Source organism: Burkholderia sp. APQ4-4ca, from assembly GCF_057837105.1.
Genome location: NZ_JBYQCG010000059.1, coordinates 189,191 through 209,778 on the forward strand (window position 1 = coordinate 189,191; position 20,588 = coordinate 209,778).

The 20,588-nt window shown below is 70.2% G+C and carries 18 protein-coding genes; 11 read left to right on the forward strand and 7 right to left on the reverse strand.

Annotation, left to right across the window (positions count from 1 at the left end):
• Positions 1-270: 270 nt before the first annotated feature.
• The 7 genes from cobW (at position 271) to AC3IFE_RS02695 (ending at position 8,459) form a co-directional block, all read left to right on the forward strand.
• The gene (gene cobW, locus AC3IFE_RS02665) at positions 271-1,359 is read left to right on the forward strand and encodes a cobalamin biosynthesis protein CobW (RefSeq protein ID WP_489189515.1); all 1,089 of its coding nucleotides are present in this window, start codon (positions 271-273) and stop codon (positions 1,357-1,359) included.
• A 6-nt stretch (positions 1,360-1,365) separates the two neighbouring features.
• Positions 1,366-5,175: a cobaltochelatase subunit CobN gene (gene cobN, locus AC3IFE_RS02670; protein WP_489189516.1), complete on the forward strand. Its 3,810-nt coding sequence runs from the start codon at positions 1,366-1,368 to the stop codon at positions 5,173-5,175.
• The gene (locus AC3IFE_RS02675; protein ID WP_489189517.1) at positions 5,172-6,257 is read left to right on the forward strand and encodes a magnesium chelatase ATPase subunit I; all 1,086 of its coding nucleotides are present in this window, start codon (positions 5,172-5,174) and stop codon (positions 6,255-6,257) included. The genes cobN and AC3IFE_RS02675 overlap by 4 nt, the downstream gene beginning before the upstream one ends.
• Before the next feature lie 68 nt (positions 6,258-6,325).
• Positions 6,326-6,934 (forward strand): vWA domain-containing protein, encoded by a 609-nt coding sequence (locus AC3IFE_RS02680; protein ID WP_489189518.1) that lies wholly within the window; start codon positions 6,326-6,328, stop codon positions 6,932-6,934.
• 61 nt (positions 6,935-6,995) lie between these two features.
• Positions 6,996-7,448, forward strand: coding sequence for a YaiI/YqxD family protein (locus tag AC3IFE_RS02685; protein WP_060172200.1), 453 nt, complete (start codon positions 6,996-6,998; stop codon positions 7,446-7,448).
• 25 nt (positions 7,449-7,473) lie between these two features.
• Positions 7,474-8,106: a DUF1993 domain-containing protein gene (locus AC3IFE_RS02690; RefSeq protein ID WP_489189519.1), complete on the forward strand. Its 633-nt coding sequence runs from the start codon at positions 7,474-7,476 to the stop codon at positions 8,104-8,106.
• A gap of 26 nt (positions 8,107-8,132) precedes the next feature.
• A complete protein-coding gene (locus AC3IFE_RS02695; protein ID WP_089467426.1) occupies positions 8,133-8,459 on the forward strand; it encodes a low molecular weight protein tyrosine phosphatase family protein in 327 nt (108 codons plus the stop codon).
• Between the two features lie 39 nt (positions 8,460-8,498).
• On the opposite strand, the gene AC3IFE_RS02700 is transcribed toward AC3IFE_RS02695, so the two are convergent.
• Both AC3IFE_RS02700 and AC3IFE_RS02705 read right to left on the reverse strand, forming a co-directional pair.
• A complete protein-coding gene (locus AC3IFE_RS02700) occupies positions 8,499-8,921 on the reverse strand; it encodes an NUDIX hydrolase (RefSeq protein ID WP_489189520.1) in 423 nt (140 codons plus the stop codon).
• 152 nt (positions 8,922-9,073) lie between these two features.
• The gene (locus AC3IFE_RS02705) at positions 9,074-9,334 is read right to left on the reverse strand and encodes a hypothetical protein (RefSeq protein WP_089467428.1); all 261 of its coding nucleotides are present in this window, start codon (positions 9,332-9,334) and stop codon (positions 9,074-9,076) included.
• 278 nt (positions 9,335-9,612) lie between these two features.
• On the opposite strand from AC3IFE_RS02705, the gene AC3IFE_RS02710 reads away from it, so the two are divergent.
• The 4 genes from AC3IFE_RS02710 (at position 9,613) to AC3IFE_RS02725 (ending at position 14,331) form a co-directional block, all read left to right on the forward strand.
• Positions 9,613-10,776, forward strand: coding sequence for a CaiB/BaiF CoA transferase family protein (locus AC3IFE_RS02710; protein ID WP_489189521.1), 1,164 nt, complete (start codon positions 9,613-9,615; stop codon positions 10,774-10,776).
• Positions 10,777-10,910: 134 nt separating this feature from the next.
• The gene (locus tag AC3IFE_RS02715) at positions 10,911-12,212 is read left to right on the forward strand and encodes a CitMHS family transporter (RefSeq protein ID WP_489189522.1); all 1,302 of its coding nucleotides are present in this window, start codon (positions 10,911-10,913) and stop codon (positions 12,210-12,212) included.
• A gap of 142 nt (positions 12,213-12,354) precedes the next feature.
• Positions 12,355-13,521, forward strand: a complete 1,167-nt coding sequence (locus tag AC3IFE_RS02720) for an acyl-CoA dehydrogenase family protein (RefSeq protein ID WP_489189523.1) — start codon at positions 12,355-12,357, stop codon at positions 13,519-13,521.
• A gap of 60 nt (positions 13,522-13,581) precedes the next feature.
• Positions 13,582-14,331 (forward strand): IclR family transcriptional regulator, encoded by a 750-nt coding sequence (locus AC3IFE_RS02725; protein WP_489189524.1) that lies wholly within the window; start codon positions 13,582-13,584, stop codon positions 14,329-14,331.
• Between the two features lie 102 nt (positions 14,332-14,433).
• Here AC3IFE_RS02725 and AC3IFE_RS02730 read toward each other — a convergent pair whose 3' ends face one another.
• The 5 genes from AC3IFE_RS02730 to cobG all read right to left on the reverse strand — a co-directional run bounded on the left by AC3IFE_RS02730 (position 14,434) and on the right by cobG (position 20,583).
• Positions 14,434-15,789 carry a chitinase gene (locus AC3IFE_RS02730; RefSeq protein ID WP_489189525.1) on the reverse strand — a complete coding sequence of 452 codons (1,356 nt, stop codon included), beginning with the start codon at positions 15,787-15,789 and terminating at the stop codon, positions 14,434-14,436.
• A gap of 364 nt (positions 15,790-16,153) precedes the next feature.
• Complete coding sequence (gene cobJ / locus AC3IFE_RS02735; RefSeq protein WP_489189526.1) at positions 16,154-17,875, reverse strand: precorrin-3B C(17)-methyltransferase; 1,722 nt, start codon at positions 17,873-17,875, stop codon at positions 16,154-16,156.
• On the reverse strand, positions 17,872-18,606 hold the full coding sequence (locus AC3IFE_RS02740; RefSeq protein WP_489189527.1) for a precorrin-2 C(20)-methyltransferase: 735 nt from the start codon (positions 18,604-18,606) through the stop codon (positions 17,872-17,874). The genes cobJ and AC3IFE_RS02740 overlap by 4 nt, the downstream gene beginning before the upstream one ends.
• Positions 18,603-19,229 carry a precorrin-8X methylmutase gene (locus AC3IFE_RS02745; RefSeq protein WP_489189528.1) on the reverse strand — a complete coding sequence of 209 codons (627 nt, stop codon included), beginning with the start codon at positions 19,227-19,229 and terminating at the stop codon, positions 18,603-18,605. Before AC3IFE_RS02745 ends, AC3IFE_RS02740 begins: the two co-directional genes overlap by 4 nt.
• A complete protein-coding gene (gene cobG, locus AC3IFE_RS02750; RefSeq protein ID WP_489189563.1) occupies positions 19,222-20,583 on the reverse strand; it encodes a precorrin-3B synthase in 1,362 nt (453 codons plus the stop codon). Before cobG ends, AC3IFE_RS02745 begins: the two co-directional genes overlap by 8 nt.
• Positions 20,584-20,588: the final 5 nt, after the last annotated feature.

The following is a 20,588-nucleotide window of genomic DNA, read 5'->3' on the forward strand; positions in this document are numbered from 1 at the left end:
ATGCTTGCTCCGCCCATCTGCCGCCGCACGCACGTGCGCGACCGGCGCGGCGAACGGCAGGCGACGCGGGCGAGGCAGGCGGCAGCCGTGTTGGCATTCACGATGTCGACCGTTCGCAAGGAAGCACCATGCCCGATCCATTGTTCCGCCCGTCCCGCGGCTGTCCGGCCGGACTGCGCGGCGACCTTCCCGCGTACCGCCCCGTGAATGGCCGCGCCGCCCCCGACGCGACGATCCCGTCCTGATTCCCTCTTCGACACCGGACCTACCATGACCCTACGCAAGCTGCCCGTCACGATCGTCACGGGCTTTCTCGGCAGCGGCAAGACGACGCTGATGCGGCACATCCTGCAGCACGCCGAAGGCCGCCGCATCGCGGTGATCGTCAACGAATTCGGCGAGCTCGGCATCGACGGCGAAATCCTCAAGGGCTGCGGCATCGGCTGCGACGATGCCGACGGCGCCCAGGGCGAGGCCTCGGGCCAGTTGTACGAACTCGCGAACGGCTGCCTGTGCTGCACCGTGCAGGAGGAGTTCTATCCGGTGATGGAAGCGCTCGTCGAGCGCCGCGCGGACATCGATCACGTGCTGATCGAAACGTCGGGCCTCGCGCTGCCGAAGCCGCTCGTGCAGGCGTTCAACTGGCCGACGATCCGCAACAGCTTCACGGTCGACGCGGTCGTGACCGTCGTCGACGGGCCGGCCGCCGCGAGCGGCCAGTTCGCGGAAAACCCGCAGGCCGTCGACGCGCAGCGTCGCGCCGATCCGAACCTCGACCACGAATCGCCGCTGCACGAACTGTTCGCCGATCAACTGTCGTCGGCCGATCTCGTGATCGTGAACAAGGCCGACCTCGTCGGCGACGCCGAATTCTCGCAGATCGAAACCGCGATCCGCGAGGAAATCCCGCCGCAGGTGAAGATCGTGCGCGCGACGCGCGGCGAGCTCGATCTCGCGATGCTGCTCGGCCTCGAATCGGCGTCGGAGGAGACGATCCACCTGCGTCACGACCATCACGGCTCGGCCGACGACGGCGATCACGACCACCATCACGACGATTTCGATTCGGTCGTGGTGTCGGGCGACGCCGGCACGCGCGAAGCGACGATCGCCGCGTTGCAGCGGGTGGTCGAAACGCACACGATCTATCGCGCGAAAGGCTTCGCCGCGCTGCCCGGCGCGCCGATGCGACTCGTGATCCAGGGCGTCGGCCGCCGTTTCGACAGCTATTTCGACCGCCGCTGGCAGGACGGCGAAACGCGCGCGAGCCGCTTCGTGCTGATCGGCGAGGATCTCGACGCGGCCGCGCTGCAACGCGCGTTCGACGCCGCGTGCGCGGCCGAGCCGCAACAGGCGTAACGCACGATGCATCTGTTGCGCACCACGCCGGGCGGCTTCGTCGACGATACGCAAGGCGTCGTCCGGATCGACCAGCAGCCGGCCGACATCGTGATCCTGAGTTCGGCCGACACGACGCTGTCGCTGCTCGCGAGCGTCGTGCCGCACTTGCCGGCCGGGTTCCCGAGCGTGCGGCTCGCGAACGTCACGTTCCTGCGGCAGCCGGCGTCGGTCGATTTCTACGTCGACGACGTGCTGCGCCACGCGAAGACGGTCGTGATCGATCATCTCGGCGGCGAAGCGTACTGGCCGTACGGGATCGAGCAGGCCGTGTCGCTCGCGTCGAAGCGCGGGCAGCAGCTCGCGATGTTCTCGGGCGACCTGCAGGAGGATCCGAACCTCGTCGCGAAGAGCACGGTCGAGGCCGAGCTGTGCCGGCTGTGGTGGCGCTACCTGCGCGAAGGCGGCGTGCACAACGCCGATGCGCTGTTGCGCAGCATCGCGTTTCACACGCTCGGGTTCGGTGAAGCACCCGAACCGCCGCGCCCGCTGCCGGCCGCCGCGCTGTATCACCCGGCGCGTGACCGCGCGAGCGTCGACGACTGGCGGCCGCGCTGGACGCCCGACGCGCCGGTCGTCGCGATCCTGTTTTATCGCGCGCACTGGCAGGCCGCGAACACGGCCGTGTTCGAGGCGCTGGCCGATGCGCTCGTCGACGAAGGATTGAATCCGTTGCCGATCGCGGTGACGTCGCTGAAGGACGCGGTGAGCCGCGAGGTCATCACGCAGCTGTGCGATACGCACGGCGTCGCGCTCGTGCTGAACACCACCGCGTTCGCGGCCGGCGCGATCGACAGCCCCGAGCACGACGTGCTGGCCGGCGACGCGCCGGTGCTGCAGGTGATCCTGTCCGGCGGCAACCGCGACGCATGGGTGGCCGACAACCAGGGCCTGCATGCACGCGACATCGCGATGCACGTCGCGCTGCCCGAAGTCGACGGGCGCATCGTCACGCGCGCGGTGAGCTTCAAGGGGCTCGCGTATCGTTGCCCGCACACCGAAGTCGACGTCGTGCGCTACCAGCCGGACGCGGAGCGGATCGCGTTCGTCGCGGCGCTCGCGCGCGGCTGGTGCCGGCTGCGTACGCTGGATAACGCCGACAAGCGCATCGCGCTGATTCTCGCGAACTATCCGCAAAGCGAAGGGCGGATCGGCAACGGCGTCGGGCTCGACACGCCGGCCTCCGCGCTGCGCGTGCTCGCGGCGCTGCGCGATGCGGGCTATACGGTGGCCGACCTGCCGCCCGACGGCGACGCACTGATTGCCCAACTCACCGAAGGCGTGACCAACGATCCCGCCGTGCGCACGCTGCGTCCCGCGTTTCAGAGTTACGCGCTGGCCGACTACGTCGCGCGTTTCGCGCGGCTGCCGGCGGCCGTGCGCGACGCGCTGAACGAACGCTGGGGGCCGCCCGAAGCCGACCCGACGCTGCGGCAACAGCGCTTCACGATCGCCGGCTGGCGCGCGGGCAACGTGTTCGTCGGCATCCAGCCGTCGCGCTCACGCGACGACAACGACTATGCGAGCTACCACGATGCCGACCTCGTGCCGCCGCACGCGTATCTCGCGTTCTATTTCTGGCTGCGCGATGCGTATCGCGTCGACGCGGTCATCCATCTCGGCAAGCACGGCAATCTCGAGTGGCTGCCGGGCAAAAGCGTCGCGCTGTCCGACGCGTGCTGGCCCGACCTGACGCTCGGGCCGCTGCCGCACCTGTATCCGTTCATCGTCAACGATCCGGGCGAGGGCAGCCAGGCGAAGCGCCGCGCGCAGGCCGTGATCGTCGATCACCTGATGCCGCCGCTCACGCGCGCGGAAAACTACGGCCCGCTGCAGGATCTCGAACGGCAGGTCGACGAGTACTACGAAGCGCTGATGGTCGATGCGCGGCGCGCGAAGCTGCTGCGCAAGACGATCCTCGCGACGATCGCCGAGCATCGTCTGCATGACGAACTGAGCGTGTCGCCGCCGCGCGATGCGGGCGACGAGGATGCGCTGCTCACGCGCGTCGATGCGTGGCTGTGCGAATTGAAGGAAGCGCAGATTCGCGACGGATTGCACGTGTTTGGCGCGTCGCCGGTCGAGCGCCAGCGGCGCGACACGCTGCTCGCGCTCGCACGCTTCCCGGTTGGCGACGGCAAGGGCGAACGGGCCGGGCTGATCGGCGCGCTCGCGCGCGATCTCGCGCTCGGCGACGATTTCGACCCGCTTTCGGCCGACTGGGCCGCCCCGTGGACGGGGCCGCGGCCGGCCGTGCTGCACACGCTCGACGCGTCGCCGTGGCGTCATGCGGGCGATACGCGCGAGCGGCTCGAACGGCTTGCGCAGCATTGGCTGAACGCCGTGTGCGGGGCCGCTTCGGAAGATTCAGGCATCGACATGCCGCCGCCCGGCGAATGGCCGCATACGCTCGCGGTGATCGAACGCGTGCGTTCGACGCTGTTGCCCGCGCTCGACGCGTGCGGCGGCGAGGAAATGCGCCAGTTGCTGCGCGGGCTCGACGGCCGTTTCGTGCCGCCGGGGCCGAGCGGCTCGCCGTCGCGCGGCCGTCCCGACGTGCTGCCCACCGGCCGCAATTTCTACTCGGTCGATACGCGTGCGGTGCCGACGCAGGCCGCCTGGTCGCTCGGCCTGAAATCCGCGCAGCAACTGATCGAGCGCCATCTGCAGGATCACGGCGACTATCCGCGCGCGATCGGCTTGTCGGTGTGGGGGACGGCCACGATGCGCACGGGCGGCGACGACATCGCGCAGGCGTTCGCGCTGCTCGGCGTGCGGCCGAAATGGGCGCACGGCAGCCATCGCGTGACCGACTTCGAGATCCTGCCGATCGAGATCTTCGACCGGCCGCGCATCGACGTGACGCTGCGCGTGTCGGGTTTCTTCCGCGATGCATTCCCGAACCTGATGCACCTGTTCGATGCGGCCGTGCAGGCGGTCGCCGCGCTCGACGAGCCCGAGGCACTGAACCCGATCCGCGCGCGCATCGAGCGCGAACGGGAGAAGTGGGTCGCGCAGGGCGTGGCGCCCGATGAAGCACGGCGCCGCGCCGGCTGGCGCGTGTTCGGCGCACGCCCGGGCAGTTACGGCGCGGGCCTGCAGGACCTGATCGACCAGCGCCGTTGGCAGACCGACGCCGATCTCGCGGATGCCTACCGTCAATGGGGTGGCCATGCGTACGCGCAGAACAGCGCGGGCGACGCGGCGCCCGACGTGTTCGGCGAGCGGCTGGCGACGATCGACGTCGTCGTGCAGAACCAGGACAGCCGCGAGCACGACATCCTCGATTCGAACGACTACTACCAGTTCCAGGGTGGAATGACGGCGGCCGTGCGGCACCTGTCGGGGCAGCAGCCGAGCATCTATCACGGCGACCATGCGAACCCGGTCGCGCCGAAGATGCGCACGCTGCCCGAGGAAATCGCGCGCGTGATCCGCTCGCGCGTCGTCAACCCGAAATGGCTCGACGGCGTGAAGCGTCACGGCTACAAGGGCGCGGCCGAACTCGCCGCGACCGTCGACTATCTGTACGGCTATGACGCGACCGCCCGTGTGCTGTCCGATCACCAGTACGCGCTCGTCGCCGACGCGTACCTGTTCGACGACGCCACCCGCGCGTTCCTCGAACGGCACAACCCGAAGGCGCTGCACGGCATCTGCGAACGCTTCGTCGAAGCGATGCAGCGCGGGCTGTGGCAGCAGCCGGGCCACTATCGCGAGCGGATCGAAGCGATCTGGCTCGCCAGCGAACAACGTCAGGAAGGAGAACGGCGATGACCGATCCGACGACGCACCGCGCCCGCGCGGTTTTTCCGTTTGCGGCCCTCGTCGCGCAGGACGCGTTGCAGCAGGCGCTGCTGCTTGCCGCGATCGACCCGTCGCTCGGCGGCGTGCTCGTCAGCGGCCCGCGCGGCACCGCGAAATCGACCGCCGCGCGCGGCCTCGCGGAGCTGTTGCCGGAAGGGCAGTTCGTCACGCTGCCGCTGTCGGCGAGCGACGAGCAGGTGACGGGCACGCTCGATCTCGCGCATGCGCTGGCCGAAAACGGCGTGCGGTTCCGGCCCGGCCTGCTCGCGAGGGCGCATCTCGGCGTGCTGTACGTCGACGAAGTAAACCTGCTCGCCGACGGGCTCGTCGATACGCTGCTCGACGTCGCCGCGAGCGGCGTGAACATCGTCGAGCGCGATGGCGTGTCGCATGCGCACGACGCGCGCTTCGTGCTGGTCGGCACGATGAATCCCGAGGAGGGCGAGTTGCGTCCGCAACTGCTCGACCGCTTCGGGCTGATGGTCGAGCTGGAGAATTGCTTCGACGCCGCGCAGCGCGAACGGATCGTGAAGGCGCGTCTTGCGTTCGATCTCGATCCGGACGCGTTTCGCGCGCGTCACGCGGCTGCCCAGCGGGAGCTCGCGGAGCGGATTCATGCGGCGCGCGCGCGACTGCCGACGCTGGATTTCGACGATGCGGTCCACGCGCGCGTCAGCGCGCTGTGCATCGACGCGGCCGTCGACGGATTGCGCGCCGATCTCGTGATGCTGCGTGCCGCGCGGGCGCTGGCCGCGCTGGAGCGGGCCGACGCGGTGACGGTGTCGCATGTGGCGCGCGTGGCCGAAGCCGTGCTTCGGCATCGGCGCCATGCGGGGCCGCCGCCGTCGCAGCAGTCGCCGCAGCACGATGGTGAGCGCGACGATCGTGTGCGGCCGGATACACCCCGGCAGCCTGACAAGCGACAAGGCGACACCGACGACAAAGCGGCCGACGCGTCCGCATCGCAAGGCGACTGGGGCTACCTGCCGCCCGAACCGGCCGGGCTGCGCGACGTGAAAAGCGTGGTGCCGCTGCCGCTAAAAAAACGCTGAGCCATCGAGCCGGCGCCGCCGCGAACGCGATTCGCGGTCCTCGATGGCAGTCAGGCGCCGCCGCGCGCGTGCCGGGCACGGTGCGCGCCGGCACGGCCGTCGCGTGGCCGGCGACGCTCGCCGCGAAACGCGGCGGCCCGCTGCATCGCGAGCATCTGCGCTACGGCAAACGCGCGGGTGCGCCGCACGCGCTGCATTGCTTCGTGCTCGACTGTTCGGCGTCGATGTTGTCGCACGAGCGGCTCGCGCTCGCGAAGGGGCTGATCGTCGCGTATTTCGATCAGGCCGCGCACGCACGCGTCGAAACCGCGCTGATTTGCTTCGGCGGTCAAGGCGCCGCGCGGCGCTTCGGCCCGGCCGTGCCGCGCTGGTGGAATGCGCGCTGGCTCGAGCCGGTCGACGGCGGCGGCGGCACGCCGCTCGCGGACGGTATCGCGACCGCCGCGCGGCTGCTTGCCCGCGCCGCTCGCCGCGAGCCCGGCAAGCAGCGCTGGCTGTGGGTGCTGTCCGACGGGCGCACGCGCGAGATGCCGGCCAAACCCGCGGCGGCCGATCACGTCGTGTTCGTCGACTTCGACGATGCGGCCGTGCGGATCGGGCAGGGCGCGCGGCTCGCCGCGGCGTGGGGCGCGCAGTGGGTGACGGCCGACGCGCTGCGCACGGATCTCGCCGGCTGATGGCCGGCCGGCGGTGCGCTATGATCGGCGTTTGCGCTTCTGCCCACTGGAAACTCCCGCCATGCAAGTACTGGTCGATGCCGACGCATGTCCCGCCGTCATCAAGGACATGCTGTTTCGCGCCGCGCGTCGGGCCGAAATCCGCGTGACGCTGGTCGCGAACCAGTTTCTGCGTACGCCGCCGTCGCCGTTCATCAAGGCCGTGCAGGTGCCGGCCGGCTTCGACGTGGCCGATGCGCGCATCGTCGAGCTGGCCGAAGCCGGCGACCTCGTGATCACCGCCGACATCCCGCTGGCCGCCGCCGTGCTCGACAAGGGCGCGCACGCGCTCGACCCGCGCGGCAACTGGTTCAGCCGCGAGAACATCGAGGAACGCCTGTCGACGCGCGCGATGATGGACCAGTTGCGCAGCGCGGGCATCGACACGGGCGGGCCGGCGCCGTTCAGCGCGCGCGACGGCAAGACGTTCGCGTCGCAGCTCGACCGGTTCCTCGCGCGGCACGGCAAGCCGTAACGGCATGCGTCTGCGCGCGGCGAGGATGCGGGTTCGCGCCGACGCTGCTATCGTTGGACGAGAACCCCAGCACAGGAGCGCACGCGTGTCACTGACCCAACTTCTCGTTCCGACCTATACCCAGATGCTGCGCGCACTGTCCGCGTGGCTCGACAAGGCCATCGCGCACCGGCAGGCCGCGGGCGACGAGCCCGACGCGGCGATGACGCTGAGGCTCGCGCCCGACATGTATCCGCTCGCCGCCCAAGTGCGCTTCTCGTGTTTCCAGGCGATGGAGCCGGTTCACCGGCTGCGCGGCGAACCGCTGCCGGCGGCATTGCTCGCGTTGCGCGAGGCCGGCTGGAACGCCGATGCGCAACCCGGCTCGCCGGCCGATGCGCAGGCGCTCATCGCCGGCACGCTCGCCTTTCTCGGCGAACTCGCACCGGATGCGCTCGATGGCGGCGCAACGCTGCCGATCCCGCTCGAGATGTCGAACGGGATCGCGTTCGACATGACCGGCGAACAGTACGCGCGCGACTGGGCGCTGCCGCAGTTCTACTTTCACGCGATCGCCGCGTACGCGATCCTGCGCCATCACGGCGTCGAACTCGGCAAGGCCGATTGCGTGCCGCACATGCTCGCGTACGTGCGGCCGGGCACGATTCCGCAGGGTTGAGCCGGCTCCAGGCGGCGCGAAGCGACATGGCACGCGCTCTGTTCATCTGCAGCCGCAACCGGCTGCGCAGCCCGACGGCCGAAGCGGTGTTCGCCGCGTGGCCGGGCATCGAAACCGATTCCGCGGGCCTCGCGCCCGACGCGGACGTGCGGTTGTCCGCCGAGCAACTCGACTGGGCGGACATCGTGTTCGTGATGGAGCGCGCGCACAAAGCGCGACTGTCGGCGCAATTCGGCGCGCATCTGAAGCACCGGAAGATCGTCTGCCTCGATATCCCCGACCGCTACGCGTTCATGCAGCCCGAACTCGTCGCGCTGCTCGAACGCAAGGCCGGGCCGTTCCTGCGCGGGTAATCGGCGCCATCCGTGCTCGAGTCCGGGCCGGGATCGACCTCAGCGAAGGGGCGGGCTCGCGAATGCGGAAAAACAGTCGAGCCGCAGCAGCTCGATGATCCTGCGTGTCGGCACGCTCGCCCGGAGCGTGTCGAGCCGGTCGACGGCGAACCACTTGCAGCGGGCGATCTCGTTGCTCGCGCGCGGTGTCAGGTGCGCCGGCACGTCGGCCACGAACACGTGATGCAGCTTCGTCAGGCCGCCGAACTGCACCGCGTAGTCGAGCGCGAGCCCCTCCAGCCGCGTTTCCTCCGCGAGCTCCCGCCGCGCGGCTTCGAGCGGCGTCTCGCCGCGCCGGATCGTGCCGCCCGGCAGCGACCAGCGCGCGGCGGTGCGCGCGACCAGCAGCACGCTGCTGCGCTGACGGCACACGATCGTGGCGCGCTCCTTGATGACGGCGAGGGTATCCGGCCCGGTGCTCATGGTCTGGCAAGACAGGTGCTGAAGCGTGGAGAGAAGTGCACGCCGGCGGCCGTTGTCCGACAGCAGGCGGCGACGGCATGCAAGCCGCCGCGCCGATGTTACCGGCCGTTCGTGACAGTTCCATGCACTGCCGTCGCGCCACGGACGGCCACTCATGCGTGCGTGTAGATCCCGCTGCGCGTCGGCTTCGCATGGCGCGAACGGCGGCGCGTGTGAACGGCACGCCGGTGATGAGGCGACGGCGCCGTGACATGCCGGCGTGCGGGCGCGGGCCGGGCGGTGGACGCGCTAGCGTGCGGCGCGGCGCCCGGCATCCCGGTTTGTCCTTCGCCGAAATGGAAAGTCTGGTTTTGCGCGTGCGCGACGCCCAGCATCGACGCCAGCACGAAGGCCGCCAGCCACAATCGTTTCATGAATATTCCGCCTAGTATCGTCCGGGATGAACGTGGGCCGCCAGCTTAACGAACGGCGGGGCGTCACCGCAACCGGCCCGCGTTCGGCGTCGTCGCTATTGGCGAGCAACGACGTGACCCGCGGGGCAGCCGGGGTCCATCCGGGGTTGACAATGCAATTCCTGAGTGTGAATATAAATTCACACACAAGAATTATTTGTCGAATCCGGAGAAGCGGAGCGCAAGCGCCGGGCCACCGGAACCGGCAGTCCGATCGACCGGAACCAGGAGCGAGACGCATGGCGGAACACGAGCAGCAGGGCGCGCTGGCGGGATTGCGCATCATCGATCTGTCGCGGGTGCTGGGCGGCCCGTACGCGACCCAGATTCTCGCCGACCACGGCGCGGAGGTAATCAAGGTCGAACCGCCATCCGGCGACGAGACGCGCACGTGGGGCCCGCCGTTCGACGGCGACACCGCGTCGTATTTCCTCGGCGTGAACCGCAACAAGCTCGGCATCGCGCTCGACCTGACGCAGCCGGCCGATCGCGAGCGGCTGCTCGGCCTGCTCGAACACGCGGATGCGCTGGTCGAGAACTTCAAGATCGGCACGATGGAGCGCTGGGGGCTCGGGTTCGACGCGCTGCATGCGCGGTTTCCGCGCCTCGTTTATTGCCGCGTGTCGGGTTTCGGCGCGGACGGCCCGCTCGGCGGGCTGCCGGGCTACGACGCGGCCGTACAGGCGCTCGCGGGGCTGATGAGCGTCAACGGCGAAGCCGGCGGCGCACCGCTGCGCGTCGGCGTGCCGATCGTCGATCTCGTCACGGGGCTGAACGCGGCGCTCGGCGTGCTGATGGCGCTGCGCGAACGCGACGCGAGCGGGCGCGGCCAGTTCGTCGAATCGACGCTATTCGACTGCGCGCTGTCGATCCTGCATCCGCATACGCCGAACTTCTTCCATTCAGGCAACGCGCCCGTGCGCACCGGCAACGCGCATCCGAACATCACGCCGTACGACAGTTTTCCGACGGCGGGCGCCGACATCTTTCTGGCGGTGGGCAACAACGGGCAGTTCGCGGCGCTGTGCGACGTGCTCGGCACGCGCGACTGGCTCGACGATCCGCGATTCGCCGACAACCGCGCGCGCAGCCAGCACCGCGCCGCGCTGCGCACGCTGCTCGAAACGGCGCTGGCCGCGCACGACGGCGCGACGCTCGCCGAGCACCTGATGCGCCGCGGCGTGCCGTGCGCGCCCGTGCTCGGGCTCGACGCGGCGCTCGACCATCCGCATGTCGCGCACCGGCAGATGAAGGTCGAACTGGGCCGGCATCGCGGCATCGCGTCGCCGATCAAGCTCGGCCGCACGCCGGCCACGTACCGGCGGCCGCCGCCCGCGCTGAACGAACATGCGGCGCAGGTGTTTGCGGGCGATAACGGCAACGACGGCCCCCGCCGCACCTGACCGGCATCGCCGCCGCCAGCCGTGCCGTACCGCGGCGCAGGGCCGCGCGCGCCGGCATACCCCCATTCGGACATCACGCCGGCCCGCGCATCGACCCGCATCGACCTGCGCACCGGCTGAAGAGGAGACGCATCATGCTCGCATGGATCGGCGCGATCGCCATCGTCGCGCTGTTCGGCCTGATCATCACGAAGCGGTTGTCGCCGCTCGTCGCGCTGATCGTCGTGCCGGTGGCCGCGTCGCTCGCGGCCGGTTTCGGGCTGCAGACCGGCAAGTTCATCGTGCACGGCGTACAGAACATCGGCCCGATCGCCGGGATGTTCGTTTTTGCGATTCTGTTTTTCGGGATCCTCACCGATGCGGGGATGCTCGATCCGATCATCGCGGGCGTGCTGCGCGTGATCGGCTGCCATCCGCCGCGCATCGTGATGGGCTCGGCGCTGCTCGCGCTGCTGATCCATCTCGACGGCTCGGGCGCGGTCACGTTTCTCGTCACGCTGCCCGCGATGATGCCGCTCTACACGCGGCTCGGAATGGATCGCCGCATCCTCGCGTGCGTCGCATCGATGGCGGCCGGCGTCAACTTCCTGCCGTGGGTCGGGCCGATGCTGCGCGCATCGGCCGCACTGCACATTCCCGGTTCGGCGATCTTCACGCCGATGATTCCGGTGCAGATCGTCGGGCTCGCGTTCGTGTTCGGCACCGCGTGGGTGCTCGGCGTGCGCGAGGCGAAACGGCTCGGGCTCGACCGTGCCGGCGCGGCCGCGCTCGCGATCGCGCCGCGCGAGCTGACCGACGCCGAACGCGCATTGCGCCGGCCGGGACGCTTCGGGATCAACGTCGCACTGACGCTGGTCGTGCTCGTCACGCTGGTGTCGGGCATCGTCGACCCGATGGTGATGTTCATGCTCGGCACGGTCGCCGCGCTGGTGATCAACTATCCGGACGTCCACGCGCAGCGCGAGCGGATCGACGCGCATGCGAAGGCCGCGCTGATGATGGCGAGCGTGCTCCTCGCGGCCGGCGCGTTCACCGGCATCATGTCCGGCACCGGGATGCTGAAGGCGATGGCCGAAGTCGTCGTCGCGCACGTGCCCGTCGAGCATGCGCGCCACATGCCGTTCGTGCTCGGGCTGCTGTCGATGCCGCTCAGCCTGCTGTTCGATCCCGATTCGTTCTACTTCGGCGTGCTGCCGGTGCTCGCGGAGAGCGGCAAGCTGCTCGGCGTGCCGCCGATCCAGATGGCGCAGGCCGCGCTGCTCGGCCAGATGACGACGGGCTTTCCGGTGAGCCCGCTCACGCCCGCGACGTTCCTGATCGTCGGCCTGACCGGCGTCGAGCTCGCCGAGCACCAGAAATTCACCATTCCGTTCCTGTTGGCCGCCACCGTGCTGATGGTCTTCGCCGCGGTGATCGTGGGCGTGTTTCCGTTGTGAGCGCCCGGGACCTGCCGCTTCGTGCCGATGCTTCCGGCGCGCAATCCCGCGCAGGACCATCGTTCGAAGCGGAAACCCTGGCGCCCCCTGGCATTTTCTTGAGAGCGGCGCGGCCGCTCGGCTTTTTCCGGGAGAGCAATCCATGCAGTTCGACCTGACCGACGACCAGCGCGCGATCGAAAGCGCGATCGAGAAAATCTGCGCGCGCTTCGGCGACGACTACTGGCTCGAACGCGATCGCGCGGGCGGGTTTCCGGCCGATTTCCACGCGGCGCTCGCCGAGGCCGGCTGGCTCGGCATCGCGATGGACCCGGCCTACGGCGGCGCCGGGCTCGGGATGACCGAGGCCGCGCTGATGATGCGCGCGATCAGCGCGTCGGGCGCCGGCCTGTCGGGCGCGTCGGCCGTCCACATGAACATCTTCGGGCTGAACCCGGTGCAGGTGTTCGGCAACGACGCGCAGAAGGCGCGCTTCCTGCCGCCGCTGATCGCGGGGCGCGACAAGGCGTGCTTCGCGGTGACCGAACCCGACGCGGGCCTCGACACCACGCACCTGAGCACGCAGGCGTGCCGCGACGGCGATCACTACGTGCTGAGCGGGCGCAAGATCTGGATCTCGACCGCGCAGGTGGCGAACAAGATGCTGATCATCGCGCGCACGACGCCGCTCGACCAGGTCGCGAAGCCGACCGACGGGCTGAGCCTGTTCTATACCGACCTCGATCGTACCCGCATCGAGGTGCGCGAAATCGACAAGATGGGCCGCAAGGCGGTCGATTCGAACATGCTGTTCATCGACAACCTGCGCGTGTCGCGCGACGACCTGATCGGCAACGAAGGCGACGGTTTCCGCTATCTGCTGCACGGGTTGAACCCCGAACGGATCCTGATCGCGGCCGAGGCGATCGGCCTCGGGCAGGCCGCGCTGCGCCGCGCGACGCAATATGCGTGCGAGCGCGTGGTGTTCGGCCGGCCGATCGGGCAGAACCAGTCGATCCAGCATCCGCTCGCGCAGGCGTGGATGCAGCTCCAGGCCGCGTGGCTGATGGTGATGAAGGCCGCGACGCGCTACGACGCGGGGCAGTCGTGCGGCGCGGAGGCGAACGCCGCGAAATACCTCGGCGCGGAAGCCGCGTTCCAGGCGTGCCAGACGGCGATCGCGACGCACGGCGGGATGGGGTACGCGAAGGAATATCACGTCGAGCGCTATCTGCGCGAGTGTATGATTCCGAGGCTCGCGCCCGTGAGCCCGCAACTGATCCTGTGCTACATCGCGGAGAAGGTGCTCGGGCTGCCGAAGTCGTACTGACCGTACCGCCCCGGCAGGCCGCCCGGCGCGCGGTTTCCCGTTCCGAATCAAGCGCTCGTCATGGACGTCAAACTCGTTGCCCGCACGCTCGACCTGTTCGAGCTGTTCGCCGCCGAACGGCGGCCGCTGCCGCTCACCGAACTCGCGCGCCTGCTCAATGTACCGGCGTCGAGCTGCCTCGCGATGGCGCGCACGCTCGTAAGCCGCGGCTACCTGTACGAAGTGCGCAAGCGCGGCGGCTACTACCCGACGCGGCGCCTGCAGACGGTCGCCGCCGCGATCGATGCGACCGATCCGGTCGTCGACATCGTGCATCCGCACCTCGTCGCGCTGCGCGACGCGAGCCGCGAAACGGCCGTGCTCGGCAAGATCCAGGGCGCGTCGGTCACGTATCTCGACGTCGTCGAATCGGAGCAGGCGATCCGCTATACGCGCCAGCCGGGCGAGCTGCGGCCGCTGCACGCGAACTCGATCGGCAAGGCGATCTTCGCGGAACTCGCGAGCGACGCGCAGCAGGCGCTCGGCGCGCAACTGCCGTTCGAACGCTTTACCGATGCGACGGTGGTTGATCTCCCGGCGCTCGTCGCGCAGGCCGCGCGGTTTCGCGAACTCGGCTGGGCGGAGAACTTCGGCGAGAGCGCGCCCGAGCTGTCGGCGATCGCGATCGCGGTCGCGCTGACGCTCGACGGCGACTGGTACGGGCTGTCGGTCGTCGGGCCGACCGAGCGGATCCGCCAGCATCGCGACACGCATGCGGCGCTGCTCGTCGACGCGAAGGCGCGGCTGCTGGCCGAACACGCGCGCGGGTAGGGCGGCGGCGCGCGCCGGCGCCGGCAGAGGGCCGTCGCCGGCGTGCGGTCCCGCCACGCCGGCAACGCCCCGCCGCGCGTCACGCGCGAGCGCGTCGCACCGTCACGACTTCACCCACACGCCGCCCGCGCTCGGGTTGTCGCCCTGCGTCCACCATTTCGCGCAATACTTCGCGCCCTGATACGTCACGCACGTGCCGCCCTGATAGGCGGTCGTCGCCGACCACGTGGGCGTGCCGCCGTTGATCGGCTTCCATACGGCCGCCTGGCCGGGCACGTCGCCCTGCGTCCACCACTGCGCCTGATACGTCGTGCCCTGGTAGGTGACCGTCGCGCCGGCCGTATAGACCTGGCCGGCCGCCCACGGTGCGCCCGGCTGCGGCGTGCCGCCGTCCGAGCCGCCGCCGTAGTTCGGGTCCTGCGTGACGCCCGCGCCCCACTTGCCGTCGAGCTTCTTGAAGATCGTCGCGAACGCGTACGGCTGCTGCGCGACGCCCGAGCAGGTCGGCGACGCATACGTGCCGCCGGACGGGCACGCCTGATCGCGGCCGACCGACCAGTTGCCGAAGAAACCGTAGCCGTTCGCGACGGCCGCGTTCAGCACGGTCTGCGCATTCGCGAGCGTGAAGGTTTCACCCTGCACGTCGTTGACGCCGATCATCGGCGTGACGCCGACCATCTGCCACAGCTGCGCGTTGGTCTTCGGCTGGCCGGCGGATTTGAACGCGGTGTCGAGCTGCGAATAGAGCGCCTGCGCGGCGCTGATCGCGGCGGCGCCCATGTCGATGTTCGCGGGGCCGTAATCCATCGCCATCACGTTGACCGCGTCGAACGTGGCCTTGTTCGCGATGGCCGCGTTGACGACGTTCACGCCGTCCTGCGTGAGCCCGGTCGGCATCGTCGGCAGCGTCAGCGTCACGTGCAGCGGCTTGCCCTTCGCCGCGTAGTCGGCCTGCAGTTGCGCGACCGCCTGGAAGTTGCGCGCGACCGCCGCCGTGTCCTGCTGCGACGCGCCCTCGATGTCGAAGTCGACATGCGTGAGGCCGTACGTGTCGATCACCGTCTGGTACGCGGTCTTCAGCGCGGGAACCGTCGAGCACGCCTGCATCAGCGGCGTGCCGTTCGCGCCGCCGAACGACACGGCGACTTCGCCGCCTTTCGCGCGGTAGCTGGCGATCGACGTGGACAGCGCGGTCAGCAGGCCGCCGCTCGCGCCGTTGCCGATCGGCTGCACGCCGCCCCACGACGGCACGCAGCCGTTGCCCGCGACCACGAACGCGAGCGTGAACTGCTGGATGCCCTGGCGCACGCCGATCTGGTCGACCAGCGGCGTGGGATAAAGCGTCACGTCGACAAAGGGCGCATAGACGCCGGCACCTTGCGACACGCTCGCCATCGCGAGCAGACAACCCGCGGCAAACGCACGCGGAATGAAACGCGGCAACACATTGTTGTTCATTCTGTGTTCTCCAAGTGGAAGAGGGATACGCTGGCCTGCGTATCGTCGCCGGCGGGAAAAGCACGTGTCCCGCCGGCGGCGTGCCTATCTTGGAGGATTCGCGTCGAATAGGAAACTTAGGTGTTCTTCTTTTTGTTATTCGATTCTCGATACGTAACGAACTTGCCGATTCGGTCGAATATCGAAACGCGCGGAGGGCATTTTTTCCGATCGATCGCACGACGCCGCGCGGATGGACCGGTTCCAGCGAACCGGCGACGCGCCGGCATGTCGATGAACGGCTCGCTCGCACGCCTGTGCGTTCACATTCGTGCGAATGCCGTCGGATGCGGTAGGTATGCGCAACCGGCGGGCGCAGCGGCGTTCAGCGATACCAGCGCGGCGTATAGACCCATTCGCGTGCGTTGCCGATCGCGAAGCGCCGCGTGGTCGACGAGCCGACGATCACCATCGTGCGCATGTCGACCTGGTCGCCGCGCAGCGCGCCGAGGGTCGTCGTCGAAAGCGTCGCGCCCGGCCGGCCGATGTCGCGGCCGAGCACGACCACCGTCTCGGCCGCGCGATGCGCGCGCACGATGTCGAGCGCCCGGTCGAGCTGCCACGGCCGCGCGCGCGAGATCGGGTTGTAGAACGCCATCACGAGATCGGCTTGCGCCGCGTGCCGCAGACGCGTTTCGATCACGTCCCACGGCTTCAGGTTGTCCGACAGCGAGATCGCGCAGAAATCGTGGCCGAGCGGCGCGCCGGCCTGCGCGGCCGTCGCGAGCGACGCCGAGATGCCGGGCTCCACGCGCAGGTCGACCGCGGCCCAGTGCGGGTTGCGGGCTTCATCGAGCGCTTCGAGCACGGCCGCCGCCATCGCGAACACGCCGGGGTCGCCCGACGACACGACCGCGACGCACCGGCCCTCGGCCGCCAGTTCGAACGCATGGCGCGCGCGCTGCATTTCCTCGCGATTGTCGGTGCCGTGCACGCGCTGGTCCGCTCGAAACGGGCCGGCCATGTTCACGTAGGTCGTATAGCCGAGGATGTCGGTCGCGTCCGCGAGCGCGGCGCGCGCGGCCGGCGTGAGCCAGGCGGCGCCGCCTGGACCGAGGCCGAGTACCGTCAGGCGGCCGCGCGCGCGGCCGAGCGTGGCCGGATCGACCGGATGGGATGCGATTGCGCACGCGAGGCCGTTCGATGCTTCACGCAGTGTGTGGGCGACGCGTAATGCGCGGCCGAGCAGCGTGGCGGCGTCCGCGGGCGTGTCGCGATCGGGATCGCTATCGTCATCGACGAAACGCAGCGGCACGTCGAGCGTGTGCGCCGCTTCTTCCAGCGCGGGTTCGCCGATCGCCGACGCGGGCGCGACGATGGCCGCGAGCGCCAGCCGTGCGAGGCCCTGGGCGTCGAGCGAGGCTGCGATGCGCGCGGCCAGCGCTTCGTCCGCATGCACGGCATCCGCCGCGACGCCGACCACCACGCTGCGCGGATGAATCACGAGTTCGTCGTGCGCGCCGCGCCACGCATCGGGCGTCACGCGAATCGCGTGTGCGGCCGCGGCATCGCGCGGCAGCGCGACGTCGTCGAGCCACGGCGCGGCGCCGTCGAGGCGCGGCGACGCGCCCGCGAGCAGGTCGGACACGAAGCGCTTGCCCTGCGCGAGATCGGCGAGCGCATAGCCTTCCGGCGGATTGAGCACGCACGCGCCGAAGCGCAGTTCGCCGCTCGTCGTGATCGCCGGCGCGACGCCCACGCATTCGGCGATTTCGCGCGCGATCACGTTGACGCCCGTCAGCCCGCCGAGCAGCGGCACGACGGCCGAGCCGTCCTCCGCGACCGCGAGCACCGGCGGCTCGACGCCCTTGTCGGCGAGCGCCGGCGCGAGGCAGCGGATCACGATGCCGGCCGCGCACAGCGCGACGATCGGCGAGCCGCGCGCATAGAGTTCATGCAGATGCACGCCGAGTTCGTCGAACGGCACGTCGGCGTTGACGCGCGACGCGAGACCGTGCACGCGCGCGCCCGGGTAACGCGCCTGGATACGTCGCGCGGTATCGAGCGCGCCCGCGCCGAGTATCACGATCGCGGGCGGCGTCGTCATCCTTGCCATTTTTCCCCCGGCACGACGAGCAGCGAGAAATACGGCGACGCTATCGGATCGACTTCGTCGAGCGGCACGATGCGCTGGTTCGCCATCGTCGCGCGCTCGACGTACAGCGCGCGCTTCGCGAGCCCGAGTGCGTCGAGCACGCGCCGCACCTTGTCGAAGTTGCGGCCGAGCTTCATCACGACGGCCGCGTCGGCCCGCGCGAGCCGCTCGCGCAGTTCGTGCTCGGGCAGCACGCCCGACAGCACCGACAGGCTCTGGTTGCGATAGACGAGCGGCTGGCCGAGCACGGCCGTGCCGCCGAGCATCGCGCACACGCCCGGGATCACCTCGGTCTCGTAGCGCGGCGCGAGGCGGTCGTGCAGGTACATGTACGAGCCATAGAAGAACGGGTCGCCTTCGCAGATCACCGCGACGTCGCGGCCTGCATCGAGGTGCGCGGCGACGATCTCGGCCGCGGTGTCGTAGAAATCGGCGATCACCGTCTCGTAGCACAGCGGCGGCGGCAGTGCCTCGGTCGTCACCGGGTAGACGAGCGGCAGTTGCGTCTGCCCGTCGAGCAGGTGCGCCTCGACGATGCCGTACGCGTTGCCTTTCTTGCCCTTCGCGACGAAATACGCGACCACCGGCGCCGCCTGCAGCACGCGCAGCGCCTTGATCGTCATCAACTCGGGATCGCCGGGGCCGACCCCGACGCCGAACAGCCGCCCACGCACGCGCGTCATTCGACCTCCGTCGCGAGCGCATTCACCGCGGCGGCGGCCATCGCGCTGCCGCCGCGCCGGCCGAGCAGCGTGACGTACGGCACGCCGCGGCTGTCGGCGTCGAGCGCCGCCTTCGATTCGGCCGCGCCGATGAAGCCGACCGGGAAACCGAGGATCAGCGCGGGGCGCGGCGCGCCGGCATCGATCATGTCGAGCAGGTGGAACAGCGCGGTCGGCGCGTTGCCGATCACGACGACGCTGCCCGCGAGATGCGGACGCCACAGTTCGAGCGCGGCGGCCGAACGCGTGTTGCCGACGCGTTGCGCGAGGTCGGGCACCTCCGGCTCGCCGAGCGTGCAGATCACGCGGTTGGCCGCGGGCAGCCGCGCGCGCGTGATGCCTTCGGCGACCATTCTCGCGTCGCACAGGATCGGCGCGCCGGCCGCGAGCGCCGCGCGGCCGGCCGTGCCGGCGCCGACGGAAAAACGCAGGTCGTACACGACGTCGACCATCCCGCTCGCGTGGATCACGCGTACCGCGAGTTTCTCGAGATCGGGCGGCACCTGCGACAGGTCGGCCTCGGCGCGGATCGTCGCGAACGACTGGCGGTAGATTTCCTGCCCGTCGCGAATGTAGTCAAGCATCGGTGGTGTCCTGGCTGCGCCGCGCGTCCATGAGTCGGACCGCGGCCTGGTCAATCGTCAGACGGCGCGCGAGCGGGGCGCCGAGGCCCGCGGCCGCGTCGCGCCGATAAAGGTCGTAGTGTTGGGGCGCCACCGCGACGAGCGTATGCGTGGCAGCGTGCGGCAGCGCGCAGTGGCGTTCGCAACCGGTCAGATGCACGTCGAGCGGATGGCCGATGCGCGCGGCAAGCACGCGCGCGTCGTGTTTCGTGTCGGCGCGCGCTTTCGCGCAGCCCGCGCTGCCGGTGCAGGCAACGAGGGTCGCCAGCGGGTCGGACGCCGCGCACACGAGGCCGAGCGACGCGAGGGCTTCGCGCGTCGCCGCCGCACGCTCGTTCGGCACGCCGTGCATGAACACCCCTTGCCACGGCGTCATCGACAGCGTGCCGTCGCCGTCGGCTTCGGCCAGCGCGGCGAGCCGCTCCAGTTGCGCCGCGTCGAGCCGCCCGAGCGCGAATTGCGCGCCGACGCTGCAGCGCGCCGCGTCGCGCGACGGGTATGCGCCGAAACGCGACGCGGGGTCGGCACGCGTGCGTCGCCAGCCGGCGAGCGTCGGATCGGCCGCGAGCGGGAAGGGCAGGTAGCGTTGCGCGCGCTCGAGCAGGGCGGGTTCGCCGCACGTCGACAGCAGCGCGCGCATCCGCGCGACGTCGGCCGGCGCGAGATCGAGGAACGCGAGCAACAGCGCGCGAACCAGTGCGACGCCTTGATCGATCGACACGTCGACCGACGCGGGCCGGTCGTGGTGCGCCACCGGCGGACAGCCGGCCAGCCCCGCCGCGAGACGTACCGCGCCGTCGCCGCGACGCCACGCGGCGAGCCAGATGTCGTGCGGATGATCGAGCGCCGCGACCGCTTCGCCGCCGTCGAGCTGGATCGAGAATTTCGGCGACAGTTCGCCGCGGCGCGGCTCGCTCGCGAGCATGTCGAGCAGCGGCACGGCGAGCGCACGGCTATCGACGAGCGCGGCCGGGTCGTGCCCGGCGAGCGGGCTGAGCAACACGTTGCGGACGTCGTCGCTCGCCGCGAGCGCGGCCGCATCGACGGCGGTATTGTCGGCGCTCGTACGCGGGCCGAGCCCCGCATCGAGCAGCGCGCGCGCGAGCGCATCGGCCGCGCCGTCGCGAATGCCGCGCAACTGGAGATTCGCGCGATTGGTCGCATCGATCTCGCCGGAGCCGTACCGGCGCGCGGCGGCGGCGATCGCGCGCGCCTGGCGCGCGTCGAGCCGGCCGCCCGGCAACTTGATCCGGCACAGCCCGCCGTCGGCGGCCGCGACCACGCGCACGAGCCCCGGGCAAGCCGACGGGCGCACGACGG

Bases quoted from the DNA above. Each gene is read 5' to 3' on its own strand.
- cobW (WP_489189515.1), top strand. From the start codon at position 271: ATGACCCTACGCAAGCTGCCCGTCACGATCGTCACGGGCTTTCTCGGC.
- cobN (WP_489189516.1), top strand. From the start codon at position 1,366: ATGCATCTGTTGCGCACCACGCCGGGCGGCTTCGTCGACGATACGCAA.
- AC3IFE_RS02675 (WP_489189517.1), top strand. From the start codon at position 5,172: ATGACCGATCCGACGACGCACCGCGCCCGCGCGGTTTTTCCGTTTGCG.
- AC3IFE_RS02685 (WP_060172200.1), top strand. From the start codon at position 6,996: ATGCAAGTACTGGTCGATGCCGACGCATGTCCCGCCGTCATCAAGGAC.
- AC3IFE_RS02690 (WP_489189519.1), top strand. From the start codon at position 7,474: ATGCGGGTTCGCGCCGACGCTGCTATCGTTGGACGAGAACCCCAGCAC.
- AC3IFE_RS02695 (WP_089467426.1), top strand. From the start codon at position 8,133: ATGGCACGCGCTCTGTTCATCTGCAGCCGCAACCGGCTGCGCAGCCCG.
- AC3IFE_RS02700 (WP_489189520.1), bottom strand. From the start codon at position 8,921: ATGAGCACCGGGCCGGATACCCTCGCCGTCATCAAGGAGCGCGCCACG.
- AC3IFE_RS02705 (WP_089467428.1), bottom strand. From the start codon at position 9,334: ATGAAACGATTGTGGCTGGCGGCCTTCGTGCTGGCGTCGATGCTGGGC.
- AC3IFE_RS02710 (WP_489189521.1), top strand. From the start codon at position 9,613: ATGGCGGAACACGAGCAGCAGGGCGCGCTGGCGGGATTGCGCATCATC.
- AC3IFE_RS02715 (WP_489189522.1), top strand. From the start codon at position 10,911: ATGCTCGCATGGATCGGCGCGATCGCCATCGTCGCGCTGTTCGGCCTG.
- AC3IFE_RS02720 (WP_489189523.1), top strand. From the start codon at position 12,355: ATGCAGTTCGACCTGACCGACGACCAGCGCGCGATCGAAAGCGCGATC.
- AC3IFE_RS02725 (WP_489189524.1), top strand. From the start codon at position 13,582: ATGGACGTCAAACTCGTTGCCCGCACGCTCGACCTGTTCGAGCTGTTC.
- AC3IFE_RS02730 (WP_489189525.1), bottom strand. From the start codon at position 15,789: ATGAACAACAATGTGTTGCCGCGTTTCATTCCGCGTGCGTTTGCCGCG.
- cobJ (WP_489189526.1), bottom strand. From the start codon at position 17,875: ATGACGACGCCGCCCGCGATCGTGATACTCGGCGCGGGCGCGCTCGAT.
- AC3IFE_RS02740 (WP_489189527.1), bottom strand. From the start codon at position 18,606: ATGACGCGCGTGCGTGGGCGGCTGTTCGGCGTCGGGGTCGGCCCCGGC.
- AC3IFE_RS02745 (WP_489189528.1), bottom strand. From the start codon at position 19,229: ATGCTTGACTACATTCGCGACGGGCAGGAAATCTACCGCCAGTCGTTC.